The sequence below is a fragment of the Flavobacterium sp. N502536 genome (assembly GCF_025947345.1).
Taxonomy (GTDB): domain Bacteria; phylum Bacteroidota; class Bacteroidia; order Flavobacteriales; family Flavobacteriaceae; genus Flavobacterium.
The window spans coordinates 3098912-3116166 of the sequence record NZ_CP110011.1; the positions used below are offsets into that span (position 1 = coordinate 3098912).

16 protein-coding genes are annotated in these 17255 nt (G+C 33.6%); all 16 read left to right on the forward strand.

The genetic code is table 11. The features are described 5' to 3' along the window. The first annotated feature begins 171 nt into the window (after positions 1-171). The 16 genes from OLM61_RS13070 to OLM61_RS13145 all read left to right on the forward strand — a co-directional run bounded on the left by OLM61_RS13070 (position 172) and on the right by OLM61_RS13145 (position 17234). The gene (locus OLM61_RS13070; protein ID WP_264523092.1) at positions 172-750 is read left to right on the forward strand and encodes an RNA polymerase sigma factor; all 579 of its coding nucleotides are present in this window, start codon (positions 172-174) and stop codon (positions 748-750) included. Positions 751-932: 182 nt separating this feature from the next. Further along, complete coding sequence (locus OLM61_RS13075; RefSeq protein WP_264523093.1) at positions 933-1781, forward strand: FecR family protein; 849 nt, start codon at positions 933-935, stop codon at positions 1779-1781. Positions 1782-1927: 146 nt separating this feature from the next. Continuing rightward, a complete protein-coding gene (locus OLM61_RS13080) occupies positions 1928-5161 on the forward strand; it encodes a TonB-dependent receptor domain-containing protein (RefSeq protein WP_264523094.1) in 3234 nt (1077 codons plus the stop codon). A 440-nt stretch (positions 5162-5601) separates the two neighbouring features. Next, positions 5602-6909 carry a hypothetical protein gene (locus tag OLM61_RS13085; RefSeq protein WP_264523095.1) on the forward strand — a complete coding sequence of 436 codons (1308 nt, stop codon included), beginning with the start codon at positions 5602-5604 and terminating at the stop codon, positions 6907-6909. 65 nt (positions 6910-6974) lie between these two features. Then, entirely contained in the window at positions 6975-7838 is an 864-nt protein-coding gene (locus OLM61_RS13090) for a T9SS-dependent choice-of-anchor J family protein (RefSeq protein ID WP_264523096.1), read from the forward strand. A 58-nt stretch (positions 7839-7896) separates the two neighbouring features. After that, positions 7897-8685, forward strand: coding sequence for a hypothetical protein (locus OLM61_RS13095; RefSeq protein WP_264523097.1), 789 nt, complete (start codon positions 7897-7899; stop codon positions 8683-8685). A 56-nt stretch (positions 8686-8741) separates the two neighbouring features. Then, positions 8742-10097, forward strand: a complete 1356-nt coding sequence (locus OLM61_RS13100) for a S41 family peptidase (RefSeq protein ID WP_264523098.1) — start codon at positions 8742-8744, stop codon at positions 10095-10097. Positions 10098-10132: 35 nt separating this feature from the next. Beyond that, the gene (locus tag OLM61_RS13105) at positions 10133-10423 is read left to right on the forward strand and encodes a hypothetical protein (RefSeq protein WP_264523099.1); all 291 of its coding nucleotides are present in this window, start codon (positions 10133-10135) and stop codon (positions 10421-10423) included. Positions 10424-10821: 398 nt separating this feature from the next. Beyond that, positions 10822-10968 carry a hypothetical protein gene (locus OLM61_RS13110; RefSeq protein ID WP_264523100.1) on the forward strand — a complete coding sequence of 49 codons (147 nt, stop codon included), beginning with the start codon at positions 10822-10824 and terminating at the stop codon, positions 10966-10968. Positions 10969-11284: 316 nt separating this feature from the next. After that, the gene (locus tag OLM61_RS13115) at positions 11285-11968 is read left to right on the forward strand and encodes a GNAT family N-acetyltransferase (RefSeq protein WP_264523101.1); all 684 of its coding nucleotides are present in this window, start codon (positions 11285-11287) and stop codon (positions 11966-11968) included. A gap of 181 nt (positions 11969-12149) precedes the next feature. Continuing rightward, a complete protein-coding gene (locus tag OLM61_RS13120) occupies positions 12150-12980 on the forward strand; it encodes an SIR2 family NAD-dependent protein deacylase (RefSeq protein WP_264523102.1) in 831 nt (276 codons plus the stop codon). 73 nt (positions 12981-13053) lie between these two features. Next, entirely contained in the window at positions 13054-13446 is a 393-nt protein-coding gene (locus OLM61_RS13125; protein ID WP_264523103.1) for a hypothetical protein, read from the forward strand. Beyond that, entirely contained in the window at positions 13400-14296 is an 897-nt protein-coding gene (locus OLM61_RS13130) for a hypothetical protein (RefSeq protein ID WP_264523104.1), read from the forward strand. The genes OLM61_RS13125 and OLM61_RS13130 overlap by 47 nt, the downstream gene beginning before the upstream one ends. Before the next feature lie 155 nt (positions 14297-14451). Further along, a complete protein-coding gene (locus OLM61_RS13135; RefSeq protein WP_264523105.1) occupies positions 14452-14799 on the forward strand; it encodes a hypothetical protein in 348 nt (115 codons plus the stop codon). Positions 14800-15299: 500 nt separating this feature from the next. Continuing rightward, entirely contained in the window at positions 15300-16655 is a 1356-nt protein-coding gene (locus tag OLM61_RS13140; RefSeq protein WP_264523106.1) for a hypothetical protein, read from the forward strand. 18 nt (positions 16656-16673) lie between these two features. Next, complete coding sequence (locus OLM61_RS13145; protein WP_264523107.1) at positions 16674-17234, forward strand: hypothetical protein; 561 nt, start codon at positions 16674-16676, stop codon at positions 17232-17234. Positions 17235-17255: the final 21 nt, after the last annotated feature.

Below are 17255 nucleotides of genomic sequence, written 5' to 3' on the forward strand. Positions count from 1 at the left end.
CCTTAAAGTGTTAGAATAGAAATGGATACAGGATACTTTTTTTAATCAATTATAAAAATTAAAACGACATCTCAATATTAATAAATTATTAAATGACCCGCTGATAAAAATATCGATATAAGGTTTATTATACTTTTGTAAGGGTCTTCTTTAACAGTTTAAAATTACGTTATGAGTTCTAATTTGCTAATTTGTTTACGTGCTGGTGATGATTCCAGCTTTAAAGAAATCTATGATCTGTATCACTATAAAGTATTTTGTTTTGTAAAAAAATATACTGCACAACTCGCCGATGCCGAAGATGTGACGCAAAATGTATTCATCCATCTTTGGAAATACAGAAACAAAGTAGATCCTGCTGTAGATTTAGAAGCCATTTTGTTTAAAAGTTCTAAGCAGGAGATTTCGAAATGGTATAAAAAGCAAAACAGAATTTTTTCGGTAGAAAATGATCAGTTAATCAAAGAACTTGATATTGTATCTGAAACAGAGGATGATATTACTTCAAAATTGGAGGAAATAGAACATCTTTTAAACCAAATACCGGCAAAAAGAAGAAAAATTTTTAGCCTTCACAAATTTGAAGACCGCAGCTATAAGGAAATTGCTGTAGAAATGGACATGTCCCAAAGTGCCGTTGCCAACCAAATTTCAAAGACATTACAGTTCCTTCGAAAAAATACTGTGAAAAACCATGAACTCTATTGGTTTGCATTATTTTTTATAAGCCAGTCAGAATTGGTTTCTTAATGCTGTCTTTTCCCCTTTCAAATCTTAATTTACTTCAAAATTAAAGAGACGATAATCTTCTGTTGGATTAAGAAAAGGTTAACAGTAATGTTGTCCCGTGATATTTAATAGATTGAAAATCTAATGTAGTTGAATCGATAAAATTCATACCTGATTTTTAAACATTAAATGTTAATTGTAAAATGAAATCCAGAAAATTAAGAGAAGAGTGGAATGCAATACCTAACAGAGGAATTCTTCCAAACGAAACTAAATCGCGTATGTGGGATAACATACGTATTGCAACAATTGACCGATATAAAAGCTTTTATAATTGGACAGCAGTTGCCTGTATTGTATTTATTTTTTCTATTACAAGTTATCAGATATTCACGCAAGTCAATAAAAATAAGATTGAAGTTGCCGTTACCAAAACATTCAATGACGATATCCGCCTTTTATGCTTGTCAGACGGAACGAGAGTATGGCTTAATGAAAATTCAGAAATTGGATATCCCATTCAATTTGCAAAAAATGAAAGGTTAGTAACTTTAAAAGGAGAAGCTTTTTTTGAAGTCAAACGTGATCCTTCCCGTCCATTTATTATCACATCAGGAACAATAAAAACCACTGTTTTAGGAACATCATTTAATGTAAAAGCATACGATGAGAACAAACCGGAAGTAAATGTGAGAACCGGTAAAGTACAGGTTGAAAGTTTGAAAAACACGGTTTTACTGGAACGAGGTGATAAGGCAGTTTATAGACCAGATAATTTGTTACTTCAAAAACAAAAAACAAATGTATTAGAACCCGAATGGAAAAAGGTTTTGATATATGTGGATGGATTGACCTTAGAAGAAGTTTTAACCAAACTAAAGACAGACCACCAATTTGAGGTAAATTACCTCACAGCTGATTTAAAAAATCTGACAATTAAAGGAACTCTTGATACCCGACAAGGTTTGTATGAGATGCTTCAAACCATTGCTTTTGCTCTCGAAATTAAAATCAGGTCGACGGGCAATAATACTTATTTAGTCAGCAAATAAGCCAACACAAATTTATTGAAAAACGATCGTCGCTCAAACAAGTATTCCAAACTTACATTTTTAGCGACAGGATGCCTGCTGAATTTCTGCAGCAACATTACCCTAATACAAATTAAATTAATTACATAAACTAACAATCATCAATTATGAACAATTGCATTTCCAGGCAATTTGCCTTTTGGATTTTATTTTTTGGTTTTTTTCTCGGAATAAACACAATTTACGCACAAACCGGAACAGTATCGGTTGATTTTAAAAATTCATCACCTCAAAAAGTTATCGATAACTTAAAATCCCGCACGCCTTATCAATTTGTCTATCAAAAGGATCTCGATTTAAGTTTACCTCTTGTTACCCTTAAAAAAGATAATGTTTCAATAGATGAAATTTTAAGTGATTTACAAACGCTGACAAACTTAAATTTCAGAAGAAATGAAAATAATATAGCCGTAAACAGTAAAGAATCGGCTAAAAAAAAAAAGAAAGGAAAAATCACAGGTAAAGTAGTAGATGTCAACGGACTTTCATTACCGGGTGCCAATATTAATGTTACCGGAATGGGTTTGGGAACACAATCAGACATAGATGGTAACTATATCTTAGAATTGGAACCAGGTGAATATACGATTGAGATTAGTATTATATCGTTTCAAACGCAAAGAATCACCGGAGTTAAAGTAAATGAAGGGGCGGAAACACCTTTAGTAGTTTCTCTAAAAGAAGATGCACAATCGCTTAACGAAGTAATTATCATCCAAGATTATAAAAAGGCAACAGCATCGGTTCAGGGAATGCTGTTACAGCAAAAAAAAGCAGCTCAATTCTCTGATGGAATTTCCTCAGAACAAATCGCAAGAACTCCGGATAAAGATGTGGGAAGTGCGCTAAAGCGTATAACGGGTGTAACAACGGTGGGGGATAAATACGTTGTGGTGCGTTCTATGGCAGAACGATGGAATCAGGCTGTTATGGACGGAATCACACTGCCAAGTACAGACGCTTATCAGCAAAACTTTTCTTTTGATATAATTCCGACTGCCATCGTTGAAAGTATTGTCGTGAGTAAATCTGCAACTCCCGATATGTATGCCAATTTCGCCGGAGGATATGTGGAGGTAAAAACCATGGATATTCCGAAGGAAAACTTCACCAATTTCTCTATCGGTACTTCTTATAATAGTGAAAGTACTTTTAAAGAAAGACTAACCAAAAAAGAAGGAGATCATGATTATTTGGGTTTTGATGATGGAAGACGCGATTATCCCACGAATCTGACGGCATTGGAAATACCAAAGACAGCAGCTGAATCAGGTCCTTTTATAGCGCAGTCCAAACAATTTACACAGGATAATTTTAGTACTTATAAAACCTATGGTGCCCCGGGAACAACGCTTCAATTTGGTATTGGACGAACGTATAAACTGAAGGACGATAACAAGTGGGGATTTGTAGGTTCCTTAATCTTTAAGAATACACAGGAAAAATTAGATATTGAACATACAGAAAGAGGGAATTATAAAAGTAATTCAGAGTTTTTGGCAGAAACGAAAAAGACGCCCTATTCTACTTTTACAAAATATGGGTTCAAGAATTCAGGAGCAAATTACAACTACAATTCCACTTTAGGCGGAATGTTCAATGCGGCAATACAATTGGGCAATCATAAAATTACAAGCCGTAATACCGTAATGCACATTTACAACAATCAATTGAATCAAATTGCAGGCTGGGACATTGGTGAAAGCACTTCGGATATTGTAAGCGGGAACGATCTGGGGTCTGTAACCGAATCTAATTATCCGGTTTACACCACTTTTATTCAGAATAAAATTGAAGGAAATCACAAATTCGACAAACTGGAAATCAACTGGTACGGTGCTTACGGAAACGTAACAAAAGATACCAAAGACGCGACATTTCTAGAAATCATGAAACAAAAAGTAGGAGACGATGAGTTACTTTATTATGATGTTTATAATGCCGGAGCAAGATTTCCTTTCAGCAGAAGTAATTTTACTAATGACGAGATCGATTACAATGCCGCGATTAATTTCAAATACTCTTTTGACTTTAGTGATTTTTTTACAAACGATATAAAGGCAGGTTATTTTGGAACCTATAAAAAAGCAACCAACCAACAGGAATCGGCAAAATTGGTTACCGTAGGTCAAACTTCCGACAGAGCAAAAATTTACGATCCTTTGACAAAATTTTTAGACGGATCCAATTATTATTACGGTGGTTTTGGCTGGCAGGATTTTGGAATTTATGGCAACAAATATGTTGGAGATGTAAAAATACATTCCCCATTTTTAATGCTCGATGATAAAATAAGTCGCTTTGCAAGACTGGTTTGGGGAGTAAGAGCCGAAAGTTATATTTATACACAAATTGAAAGTCAGTCTGAAACGCCGGATGGATTTTCAGAAATTCAGGGAGACGATAAAGTTTGGCAATTTCTGCCATCAGCGAGTTTAATTATAAGTCCCACCAATAAAACGAATGTAAGATTCGGTTACAATAAATCGGTTTTACGTCCTCAATTTGCCGAGCGTTTGACCATTCCGTATTACGACCCAATCCGTTCTGCTAAAATTTATAACTACACAGGAGGATTAGTTTCCAGTATTGCCAATAATTATGATTTAAAATTCGAATGGTTTCCTTCAGGCGGCGAGATTTTATCTTTTGGAGTATACCATAAAAAAATTGATGATCCGATTGAAGCTGTTGGTTATTTGAATCCGTCAGGAGTTAGGGATATCTATAATATCAATTCAAATAATGCCAAGCTTTGGGGTGTAGAATTAGAGTTTTACAAAAGTCTTTCTTTTTTGGGTGATGGCGAAATTTTAAAAGATTTATTTGTTTATGGGAACGCTTCCGTAAACGATACAAAAGTGACATCGTATGTTAATTTAGATGGAACAGGCGGACTTTATGAAGCCAACAGACCACTTTACGGGCAATCGCCTTACACCTACAATTTAGGTTTAGATTATGTAGGAGAACGTTTAGGATTTAGCCTTAGACACAATGCTATTGGCGATCAGTATATACTGGTAGGTTTTGAGTATTTCGCTGAGGAAATCCGCAAACCTTATGCTGTAACAGATGCTCAGGTGAGTTATAAATTTTTTAAAGAAAGAAACCTGGAACTAAAATGCAGCATGAAAAACATGTTTGATGCCGGTATCGAAACCTATAACAACGCCAACAGTTACAGTAAAATTGAGAATGTTCCCGACGGAACAAATCCAAGAGCGAGATTCAGTCTGGGAGCCGGTGCTACTACAAAATTTGATCAGGATATCGACAGAGAAGTATTTAAAGCTAAAAACGGAAGAACCATAAGTGTATCAATCAATTATTCGTTCTAAAATGGGTTTTTAGCGGCTCTTTTACTTCAAGTTTAACTGATATAGCGGGATGTATTAAGAAACCGTTAACAATAAAAAAAGACATGATATTTTGGTTTTTCAAAAGCTAATGTATGTAGTTGTAAGTCTCAGATTTCTTTTTTGTTTAGTGCATTAAACAAAGATGTAAAAATGAACTTTAAGATGTTCTTTTAAAAATACAAAGTTCTTCATTATAAGATAAGGTTTTAAAAGAATGGAAAGTAAACCTTTTACTGCGTTAAAAAAAACCTATGAGTAAAAAGACGGAATAATAGGTATAAACCCCGATGGTAAAGCGGGATCGTTTATTGAAAAAGTTCTTTACTAAAAAAAGAGAAAGACCTAAGGAGAGATATTTTGCTGCTCTCTCCAAAGGCCTAATTTGTAATAGCAGCAAATATAGCATTAATAAAATTATTATGAAAAAAATTTTTCTATGTGCAATGATAGCTCTGGCTCTGGGCTCTTGCCAAAATGATGATTCATCTGCTGATTCTTCTTTTTCAATGAAAGCTTCTGGTGCTGATTACACAGGATATCCGGCAACAGTACAAACTGTAAGTGGTGATATTACAACAAACACTACTTGGACTAGTGATAAAGTTTGGGAAATTGAAGGAGTAGTACGTGTAAAATCAGGGGCTACATTAACCATACAGCCAGGTACATTTATTAAAGCTAAACCATTAGCAGCTGGAGTTGCTTCAGGAGTTCTTGTAATTACTAAAACAGGTAAGATCGATGCTCAGGGAACTGAAACAGCGCCAATTATTTTTACAAGTTACAATTTATTAGATGGCAACGCAGCTACAGGAGCTACTCCGGGAGATTTTGCAGGAGTAGTTATTTTGGGTGATGCTCAGGTAAATAACGGTTCAGTTACTAACATCATCGAAGGATTAGGAGATCAGCCAACTGTTTCTGATTTTTATTATGGAGGTTCAAACAATGCTCATAACGGTGGAATCTTAAACTATGTTCGTATCGAATTTGCAGGACGTATTTTAGATGCTGCAACAGGAGTTGAAATCAACGGATTAACTTTAGGAGGTGTAGGTTCTGGTACTGTGATCGATCACATTCAGGTATCTTACGGAAGAGACGATTCATTCGAATTTTTTGGAGGAACTGTAAATGCAGGACATTTAGTTTCTTTTGCACCAGACGATGATAATTTTGACTTTGATCTTGGTTATACAGGAACAATCACAAAAGCTATTGCAATTGCTGACAGTAATTCTACACATAGTTTAAGCGGAGGAAATCCGGATTCTAATGGTATTGAGTTAGACAACAATGCTACAGGAACAGTTACAGCATTGATCACACGTCCGGTAATCAACCAATTATCAATTATTGGTGTAAGCTCAACTGTAGTAGCTGATTTATACGAAAATGCTATTCACGTGCGCAGAGCAGGTAACATAAGCCTTACTGATGTTACTGTTACAGGATACAACAGAGGAGTTAATTTTGAGTCTCCTTCATTGCCAGGTGGTTCAACGTATTCTAAAGTTTCTATTCACGGTTTTGACAATGTAGCATTACCTGTAGGAACAACTTTTACAGGAATTGGTACTGCAACTTCTACGGTGAACCCAGCTACAAAATGGGCCTTAACACAACCATTCTTTAATGATGGTGCGTTAAACCTTGGTGGAGCTACAGGAGCATTTAAAACAGAAGCTGCGTGGACTAACACATGGACTAAGTTTACAAATTTTTAATAAGAGGTTAATTAAAATTATACATGGGCAGAATATTTCTGCCCATGTTTTTAATACATAAAAAAATGAAAAAAACTATACTTTTATTTGTGCTTGCTTTTGTTTCTGCAGTTTCATCAGCTCAGGTTACCGTTTGGGAAGATAATTTTGATGATGCAGATTTAGCTGGCTGGACATTACTGGACAGGGACGAAGACGGAATAAACTGGATTGCCAGAAAAAATATAAACCTTGATGAAAGCGGAAGCGCGATAGTAGATGGAGAACACAGTATTTTAGGAAACTACCTAATGAATCTGGATGATTTAAGCACAGTAGTTCGTTTAGTGGAGAACTGGGCTATTACACCAGCAATAAATTTAGCACAACATTCCGGCAAAAAAATACAGGTGGTTCTAAATGCACAAACCAGTATTTATGATACTAATCAGGATCTATTAGTATACGGATCTACTTCAAAAGACCCTGATACATTTACACTTTTGAGTACCCTTAAATTACAAAGACAAACAGAACTTGAAGCAGAATTTAAGGACTACAGTGTCGATATTTCTCAATATGCCGGCGAATCGGTGGTATACCTAGCCGTATCCAATGTAGCAGACGAAAATCTGAATTTCATAGGTTTTGAAATAGATAAAATTTCAATTGTAGCAGGAGGAAATTTAGGAATAGGGGATCATATATTGGATAAAAACCGTTCATTTCTTGCAGAAAACCCTGTTAGAGAAAATTTAGAATTGCAATTGGCAGATCAATTTAAAGACAATAAAACCGCATTGAAAATTTATAATGCAGCAGGCAATCTGGTTAAGGAAGTAAATTACAATAACCAAAATATTTCTGTAGCCGATTTACCTCAGGGCTTCTATTTTCTGTTACTAACTAACGATACAAATTCGCAAACAATAAAATTTATTAAAAAGTAAAAAAGGGCAGTAGGTTTTATTCCTGTATTAAAATTGCTGCCTTACTAAAAAATAGCATATGAAAAATAAGATTGCAAAAGCATTTTTCCTTTCTGTTGTACTCGCACTTTTGGGTGCCTGTGCTAATGATGAGCTAACGCCTTATTACGATCAGAGAAAAAGAGAAATTGGTAAAATCGTTATACACGGTTATAACGCTTTAAGCGATTCCATTCAAATGACCGTAAATGGCAAATTGATTGAAATAGGAAACGAAAAAAACAATACAGCTTTCGTAAAAAAAATAGAAAAAGAGCATGACTTTGTTTTTTTTAATGATGAGGTAAAAACGTTGGTAGTCACCAATAAAAAAACGAGTCAGATCTTGGGAACTTACCTTTTTACAAACCGGACACCTGTTAGTTCTCTATATTTCTACGCTAAAGAAAATTTATGGATAGACGATGTTTCCTTTTTAAAACCAGGCACATTGAGCCAAACTGGATATGCGGGTTTTAAGTTTATATTTCCATCACTCAATAAATATTCAGGCAGTACCTATAAGGGCGCGTTGGATGGTATTATTACAAAAAGCAATGGTCAGGTTTTAGGGATTGTAAAAAATATCAGCAAAGACGCTCCAAGTGATTTTATCGAATTTCCATTCAGTACACCGGCAGCCTTAAAAATGGAACTTGTAAAACACGGCACAAAGGAATCTTATGTTGCAGGACAAAAAGTTATTGTGGCGATGACCATGACAAACAATAAATCAAAACTAATTATTCTTGAAGAAGAACAAGATGTAAATGGTAAATTCTCCGGTGTGGGAGGCGTCATCAATTTAGCCGATTACTTTACTTTTTAAGGAGTGAACGGGCAGGGTTGAAGAGTCAATATTTTTTTGGAATTAAAAATTAAAAAATGAAATACTCCTATTACAGTCGAATATTTATTTTTCTTTTGCTTTCTTTTTTAATCCTTTCCTGTGAAAGTGATGATACACCAATAATTTACAATAAAGACTCTAATGAGTATGTAAATGAATGGATGTACGATCAAATGAAAAAGTATTATCGTTGGAATACATCAATGCCGGCTCAGGGTAATTTAACTTTAAACTCTAAGGAGTATTTTAAAAAATTATTACAAAAAGAGGATGTTTATTCTTATGCTGTTCATCCTGCATTGCCCGACACTGCACCACAAAGTCTCAGACGGAGCTTTGGTTTTGATGTGTCTTTTGTCGAATTTGAAGGAAAATATTATGGTGTAATACTATATACATTGGCAGGTTCTCCGGCCAAAAACAGTGGTTTGCAAAGAGGTCAGTTGATCACTAAAATCGATGGAACAGTTGTGAACGCAGGAAACTATGAGCAATTGTATAAAAATATGGTAGGTGCAGCAAAATTAAATCTGGAGACGGTTTCATTTTCTTCAAAATCCGGTTTTTCGAATCCAAAAGAAATTTCAGTATTGCAGGGATTTAGTTTTTCTCAGCCCATTCCATATCAGGTTATTTCGGATAAAAATGCTAAGATTGGTTATGTTGAAATTCCACATTTTGATGTCGGCCAAGCACAACAATTTTTACAAATCTTTCAGGAACTAAAAAACAAATCGATTACTGAACTTGTCTTGGATTTAAGATACAATGGAGGAGGAGATATTGCATCTGCGACCGCGCTGAGCATTATCCTGGCTCCAAATATTAAAGCAACTGATCTTTTTATAAAATTTGAAGGAAATGCTAACGGGGGCAATGTCGATCAATCATTTGAGCAAGCCTTAAAAAGTAATGAGTCAAAAATAAGTTTTGATGCTTTGCGTGGTGTCCATCCGTCAATAAACAGAATATATATATTGTGTGGAAGCCGCACCGCATCTGCATCAGAGCTTATAATCAATAATCTGAAACCTTACATGAATGTAATTGCTTTAGGCGGAAAAACTTTTGGGAAAGATGTGGCAGGATTTCCAATAGAAGATGATCGGATTCCCGGAAGTAAAGGTTGGGTATTATATCCGTCTATTTATAAGTTGTTTAATTCCAGACATGAAGGGGGGTATTCTAAAGGAATAGATCCCAATATTTATACAGATGAATTTCAGGGATTAGAAGTTTTTCCTTTAGGCAATCGGTCAGAAATTCTGTTAAGTGCAGCATTGACAAACATCTCGGGAAATACCGGTAAAATGAAAGCTGCAGAATTGCGATTACTGACTTTGCCTAAAGCCTATGCTGATTCGGACCCATTATTACGTTTTAACCCTTAATATTTTTTAAATTTTAGTCAAATAGTAATGTTATTATGCAAGGAATAAATTCTAAAGAGCATCGGATCTTGCTGACCGCTTTTCATAAATTCGAACATCTTTCTACTGTTTATAAAAATAAAATTGAAGAGGCCGAAGATGCCAGAACGCGAAAAGCTATGGAAGAACTGGATGCTCTATATGATAAATTTCAGCTATTGTATACTGAGCTTGAAAAATGTACCAAGGCTTATGAGATCAAGAAAAAATCGACAAGAAGTCTCCTAAACAGAAGCGTTCGGAAATTAATTCCAATCGCACAAAACAATAAGGATTTGCCCCGTTAAATCATATTATTGGATTAGAAAACGTGACAGAAGTAAAAGCATATCAAACAAAAGCCTTTAGACATCGGAGTTTAAAGGCTTTTGGTTTTTAAAGTTTTTTGAGACTTCTACTGGCTTTGATTTAAAAACAATTATCCCTTTCATTTTGCATCGTTGAACTTATCATTTTGATAGGAATTAGCAAGTTGAAAATTAAGTAAAAATTTTAACTTATTGGTTATTAGTGTTTTGTTTCATGTTGAGTTGTTTTGGCACACCAATTGTATCTAAAGGGGAAATCGAGACCATAATTTTAAGGTATAAAGCATCACCATAAGATTAAGTTTGAAAACGAAAAGAGTTTTCCGGATTTGCTCAGAATAGTATAGATAAATGTAAAACACCGTAAAATAAAAGAGATGAAAGCAGATAAAATAAGAAAGAAGAACATCGAAAAACTGGGGATATCAAACAAAGGCATCAAACAAAAAGACAGAGTCATCAACCTAATGGTGTTTTCTATAGTATTCTTTATTGCACTTTTGATGATTTCGCAAATCGTATAAAACATATTTTAATTAAGATATTAAAAGAAGTAAAGCTCTCGACAACGATGAGTTTTACTTCTTTTGTTTTTACATAAAAATGGCCGAGGACCATACTCTTCGAACGGCAGTCTCAAAATGATAAAATCGTATCATTTTGAGGCGTTTTTTTTACAGTTAAAATAGCTGTTTTAAGTGTAATGTGCTGATTTTTATAGGTTTTGTTGCGGTTTAGATATAGTGAAAATCTATTGGTATGTAATTTGAATATTATGCATTGTGTCTCCATCTCCTAAAATAACAAGGACAGTAAGAAATAGGAGTTACACCAAATCATATGAGAACCATAGCATGTAAAATAGGCCCTACGGAGAGAAGCTTTATGCTTTCGAAACCCTTACCAACCCAAACAGTATTTTTACCGCTAAAAGAGGCAGAGGAATCCGGTGATTTTATTATTGAAAAAGCCCGACCTATTCATACCTTTTGGATAAAACAAATTTGTGAAGTAACACTTGCATCAGCCATAGCTCGCGGAACCGGAATTTCCGGACGCTCTCCCGAGCTGCTGGAAACAAAAATGAAAAAAGGAGAAGCTGTCATCGCTTTTGCATCAGATGGGAGATGGGCAGGCTTTTCTTTTATCTCTTCCTGGGAAAATGGCAACTATGTCTCTAATTCGGGATTAATTGTAGCTCCAGAATTCCGACATACCGGACTTGCTAAAAGGATTAAAAGAAAAATTTTTGAGCTTAGCCGACAGAAATATCCCGATGCCCGTATATTCAGCCTAACTACTGGTCTTGCTGTAATGAAAATGAATCATGAACTCGGTTTTGAACCCGTCACTTACTCCGAACTAACTTCAGACGAGACATTCTGGGAAAATTGTAAATCATGTGTAAACTGCCCGATTTTGATGAATAAGGACAGGAAAAACTGTTTGTGTACGGCTATGCTTTATGACCCCAAACAAAATGGAACTAAGATAGATCTGGTAAAAGATCTAGAGATTATGTAATAGTTCTACAAATATTGACTGGGGTTTCAATCTTAGGGATACAATACATTACCACGATCTAAATAATTTAAATTTCAAATTCCATTTCATAATCACAATTTTAATATCTAGGAAATGATAGACAAAATTTGCTAGTTTTACTGAAAAGTAAATTGTAATAAAAAAGAATAGTATACAGAATATGAAGGAACAACTTACTGAAATTATAAGGCAAGTTTATCAGAAACAAAACAGAAATCTATTTACATTTTTAACGGGTGCAGGAATTTCCGCAGAAAGCGGTATACCAACTTACAGAGGAGTAGATGGTATTTGGATAAAAGGAACTAAATTTCATAAACCAGAGGAGTTTGGAACATTTAAATATTTCAAAGAAAATCCCGAAGAGGTTTGGCAATACTCACTGTTTAGAAAAAAGATGTTTGAAAATGCTCAGGCCAATGAAAGCCATCATGAGATAGTTGCAATTGAAAATCTTTTACAAGACAGATTTCATTTAATAACTCAAAACATAGACAATCTGCACCGACGTGCCGGTAACGAAAGAATCTATGAAGTACATGGAAAAACCAGAGAAATTAAATGTTCGAATGGATGTAAAGGAATAGAAAATTTGCCTGCTGAAATTCAAGGCAAAGACATAGATGAAGATTTAACAGATAAAGATATCGAATTGCTAAAGTGCAAAGAATGCGGCAGCTGGATGAGACCAAATATTTTATGGTTTGACGAGTATTATGATGAAAAAACAAATAAAAAATTCAGTTCTTTAAAAATTGCTAAAAATTCAGGGGTTCTGTTTATTGTAGGAACTTCAGGAGCGACAAATTTGCCAATGGCAATCGCAGAAACCACATTGAAATATGGCGGAACAATCGTTGATATTAATACTGAGGATAATTTATTTACAGCGCTTATTAAAGACAAGAAAAATAAAATGATCATTCGTGAAACTTCAACAGAAGCATTAAAAACAATTCGGGAAATATTAGAAAATATAGTAAAAGAATAAACTGTTTCTAAGAGTAAAATTTATGTGCGAAACTGGAAAAGAAATTAAGCTTTGTACTTGCGTTCCAAACGGGATGAATAGAATTGTACACAATAAAAAATCCCGTAGATTTAAAAATTTGCCTAAAGAATTCACCTGGACATTACGAAAATATGTGGGTTTTAGTAATTGCATGATGGATGGTATGATAATTTTTCCACTCGATATTTTATCAGAAGATTTGACAACTGAAAAAATGCTTGCAGATCTAAATAATAGAAATTGTTTTGATTTTGATTATCAACCCAATGAAGGTGATAATCTTCAAATTTTTACCCCTGAAAAGTATTCGAGACAGTTTTTATCTTTTATCTATCGAAATGGGGAATGGATTGCTGACTATTATAACGGTTTCAGAGATGCAACTGAAAAAATAAATCATGGAAAAGTATATTTTGATGAAAAAACTGAAAATAAAAATGATTAAAAAAACATTACTATTATTAATAACATTCGCAATCGTTACAAGTTGTAAAAATCAAAAAGAGGAGAGTAAATTTATAGATGTAAAAAGTGATAGTTCAAAATATCTTTTAGTAAAAGATGAAAATTACAAAGGTTTTAATTTGCAAAAGATTAAAGGCAAATGGGAACTTGAAAATGCTTCAATTGGGGATAATTCTAAAAATTATAATTTTGAATTAGGTGACAGTGAATTTACCCTGAATGAAGGAACTTGCGATACATCATTTGAAATTGATAGTATTCATAATCTGGAATATCATATACAAGGGCATTTTTATGGTCATTCAATAAAAGATGAAATGGAAATTTTAAGTGACAAATTCTACAATTTATTTAATGTTAATATATTAGACTTTAAAGGCGTTATCACCACAAAATGTGCCGTTCCGTTTCATAAAATATATGTGTTTGGAGATGATTTGTTGGTTTGGTATTCGGGAAATTATATGCATTTTTTAAAGAAGAAAGAAAACCCTAAAGAATTACTTTTTAAATGCAAAGAAAATGACAATGGCATTTCAAGATATGACGATCCTCTTAATAAAACATGTGTATGCAATGAAAACACATTCAATAACGCATATGAAATATTTTATGAGGAATCACCGGATTACTTAAAAGAGAGTTTATTGAAAAAATTACCGCAGAAAAATCATGAATGGAAAGCTGCGGATGCAGATGTGACCTATACTTGGATTTTGCAGGATACTCTAAAAATAAATATGTTTTTTCAGGGAGGTGAAAACCGTTATGTCTTTTATAAAAATAGCGACAATAAAATTGAATACAAAGAATATCTGTCGCTTCCTTAGTTTTAATATTTGATCATAACAGTAAACAGAAAGATAAACTATTTTAGTACTAAAAATTTATGTGCGAAACCGGAAAAGAAATTAAACTTTGTACTTGTGTTCCAAATGGTATAAATACAATTGTACATAACAAAAAATCCCGACGATTTAAAAAATTGCGCAATGAGTTTACCTGGACATTAGAAAAATATGTTGGTGATAGTCAGTGTATGATGGATGGAATGATGATTTTTCCTCTCGATGTTTTATCAGAAGATTTGACAACTGAAAAAATGCTTGCCGATCTAAATAATAGAAATTGTTTTGATTTTGATTATCAACCCAATGAAGGAGATAATCTTCAAATTTTTACTCCGCACAGATACGAACGGGAGTTTTTATCCTTTATCTATCGAAATGAGGAATGGATAGCTGATTATTATAACGGTTTCAGAGATGCAACTGAAAAAATAAATTATGGAAAAGTATATTTTGATGAAAAAACTGGAAATAAAAATGATTAAAAAAGTCAAAATTCTAAAGTAGCATCCTTGGAGAGTTTGTCGGTTTCATCACTTTTAATGATTAACAGCTATTAAAGACATTACCTGTGTTTTTGACGACAGGAACATAGTAAAATTTCGGGATATATTTTTTTAAAACTTGAAGAAATCATTCCGGTATAAAACAACAAAACCCTCAACAATGTTGAGGGTTTTGTCTTTTGCGGAGAAAGAGGGATTTGTACTCCTTCTCTAATGCTTTTATATATAAGGATTATATATTTTTTTCCTATTTTAGGGTCTCGCTTTTGCCCCTCTATTTTGAGTTGCAAATTTTGAAATCTTATAAGACAAATATAAAGAAATAAAATTACAATCAAAAAATAGTGAAAATTTAGATGTTCAATTATTGAAATAGTTTTAGAATATAAAATCAATTTGGAAGAAAAAACATTATAAATGATTTGGTTTTTCTTATCTTTCTAAAGCCTTTTAAAAGAAAAATAATGAATTTTTAATGTATGGAATTTTATAAAAAACGCCAACCAATTTCAGGGATTCCTGAACAGGAAATTGATAATTCATTTAAACGTTTTATAGATTTAATATCTGAGGAATGGTTAAACAAAAACAATTATCATCCTCTTAGAGCCCTATGGAAAAGAAGTGATATTTTATCCTCAAATGAAATTTTCTCGCTTGGGACTGCTATTGATGAATTGTCTACTATAGATTCTAATTGGCTTCGTAATCAAGTTAAACTGATGAAATCAGCAGAGCGAAATAATTATCTTGGTGCATTTGCAGAAGTTTTTAGCATATATCTATTAAATGGAGACAATCATGTTACTGTTCCTGCAAAAACAAACCAACCGGGTTATGATGCATTAATGTCATTAACTCCTTCTGGTCAAACAATACGATTATCAATTAAAAATTATGGTCAATCTAAACATGAAGAAACATTTGTAAAATGGGCAACTAAAACAGAAGAATTAATAGTCAAACTTCTGAAAAAATACAAATACCATCCCGTAACAATTTGGATCGATTGTCCAAGTCAATATCCGAGTGAAGCAAAATGGAAATTGCTTCATTCTCATCTCGACAATATTTTTAAAATAAAAAAAAATGCAACAGATCCATTTTCTGCTTTATGTACAGACGTTCCTGAATGGATTGTTATTATTAGTCCCCATATCGCAGCTGATGGTCTACTTCACCCTAAATACAATTCATACACTTTTGTATTGAGTAGTGTTTATCACCCGAACGAAAATGACAATTTGTTAAGCAAGATTCAAGATGCCTGCTCTAATCTTTCAAAACACTCAGCAACCGAAGATGAATTTGTTAAAAATTTTCTATTTATACATCTCTCACCGTTGGCTTCAGTTGCAAAATGTAAAGAATGGCTAGATGAATATTTTATCGAGTTTCCTGATAAACCAATTTCATCTGTTTTATTTCACCAACCATCGGTTGTGACAAATGTGAAAACAGGCTCATCAAATATCAATCATTTCTTTTTCCCATATATAAGAGAAGAACGAATGGAAGATTGGTTACCCTCAGGCTTCCAATTTAATTTCAAAGTACCCATAGGTACAATATCAATGGAACCGGCAACCTATTCTTTAAATTTCACACACCCGGATGGTAAAATTGAAGTTATTACTGTTAATGATAGATATATGTATCAAAGAGGTAATCACTATATCCAAATGCAACCAAATGGTAAAGATGGTTTTACAGCTAATATTAGCCAGTTAGCACCTGGTGTATTTTCGAATATTGTTGTTGAATTTCCTAATCAGCCAGGTCAAGCAGTAATAACTGGCAAATTCCCTCCCAACGATGAATTATTAATTTTATAAAAAATAGGTTATTCAATCATGAAAATAGCAATATTAGTTTGGGGCTCATTGTACTGGGATCCAAGGAATTTACAAATTACAGGTGATTGGTTTTATGGTGGCCCATCATTACCAATAGAGTTTGCGCGAATATCTGGAGATAATAGACTAACCTTGGTTCTTAAACCCGGCTTCGATTCTGTCACTGTTCTATATGCAATTTCGTCACATAATACTTTTGAAGCAGCAAGGGAGAATCTTCGCAATAGGGAAAACACTCCCAATATTGATAATATTGGCTTCATAGATTTCACAAATAATACTCAACAGGTTAGACCCGCAAATTCCTTTATTATTGAAATACTTCGTTTGTGGAATGAAGACAAAGGTTTCGATGCAATACTCTGGTCAGATTTCTCGCCACGTTTTACCGATATCATAGGAAGACAGTTCAGCTTACAAAATGTAACAGCTTTTATTGATGATTTACCAAATAATGAAAAACAAATAGCATTAAGTTATATAAGAAATACACCCGCTCAAGTAGATACTCGTTTTAGAAAATCTATCGAACAATATTTTGAGGGAGTCTACCCCTAATTTTTTTCAGAAATAAAAACA

Coding starts and splice junctions, on each gene's coding strand:
- OLM61_RS13070 (WP_264523092.1), top strand. CDS start 172: ATGAGTTCTAATTTGCTAATTTGTTTACGTGCTGGTGATGATTCCAGC.
- OLM61_RS13075 (WP_264523093.1), top strand. CDS start 933: ATGAAATCCAGAAAATTAAGAGAAGAGTGGAATGCAATACCTAACAGA.
- OLM61_RS13080 (WP_264523094.1), top strand. CDS start 1,928: ATGAACAATTGCATTTCCAGGCAATTTGCCTTTTGGATTTTATTTTTT.
- OLM61_RS13085 (WP_264523095.1), top strand. CDS start 5,602: ATGAAAAAAATTTTTCTATGTGCAATGATAGCTCTGGCTCTGGGCTCT.
- OLM61_RS13090 (WP_264523096.1), top strand. CDS start 6,975: ATGAAAAAAACTATACTTTTATTTGTGCTTGCTTTTGTTTCTGCAGTT.
- OLM61_RS13095 (WP_264523097.1), top strand. CDS start 7,897: ATGAAAAATAAGATTGCAAAAGCATTTTTCCTTTCTGTTGTACTCGCA.
- OLM61_RS13100 (WP_264523098.1), top strand. CDS start 8,742: ATGAAATACTCCTATTACAGTCGAATATTTATTTTTCTTTTGCTTTCT.
- OLM61_RS13105 (WP_264523099.1), top strand. CDS start 10,133: ATGCAAGGAATAAATTCTAAAGAGCATCGGATCTTGCTGACCGCTTTT.
- OLM61_RS13110 (WP_264523100.1), top strand. CDS start 10,822: ATGAAAGCAGATAAAATAAGAAAGAAGAACATCGAAAAACTGGGGATA.
- OLM61_RS13115 (WP_264523101.1), top strand. CDS start 11,285: ATGAGAACCATAGCATGTAAAATAGGCCCTACGGAGAGAAGCTTTATG.
- OLM61_RS13120 (WP_264523102.1), top strand. CDS start 12,150: ATGAAGGAACAACTTACTGAAATTATAAGGCAAGTTTATCAGAAACAA.
- OLM61_RS13125 (WP_264523103.1), top strand. CDS start 13,054: ATGAATAGAATTGTACACAATAAAAAATCCCGTAGATTTAAAAATTTG.
- OLM61_RS13130 (WP_264523104.1), top strand. CDS start 13,400: ATGGAAAAGTATATTTTGATGAAAAAACTGAAAATAAAAATGATTAAA.
- OLM61_RS13140 (WP_264523106.1), top strand. CDS start 15,300: ATGGAATTTTATAAAAAACGCCAACCAATTTCAGGGATTCCTGAACAG.
- OLM61_RS13145 (WP_264523107.1), top strand. CDS start 16,674: ATGAAAATAGCAATATTAGTTTGGGGCTCATTGTACTGGGATCCAAGG.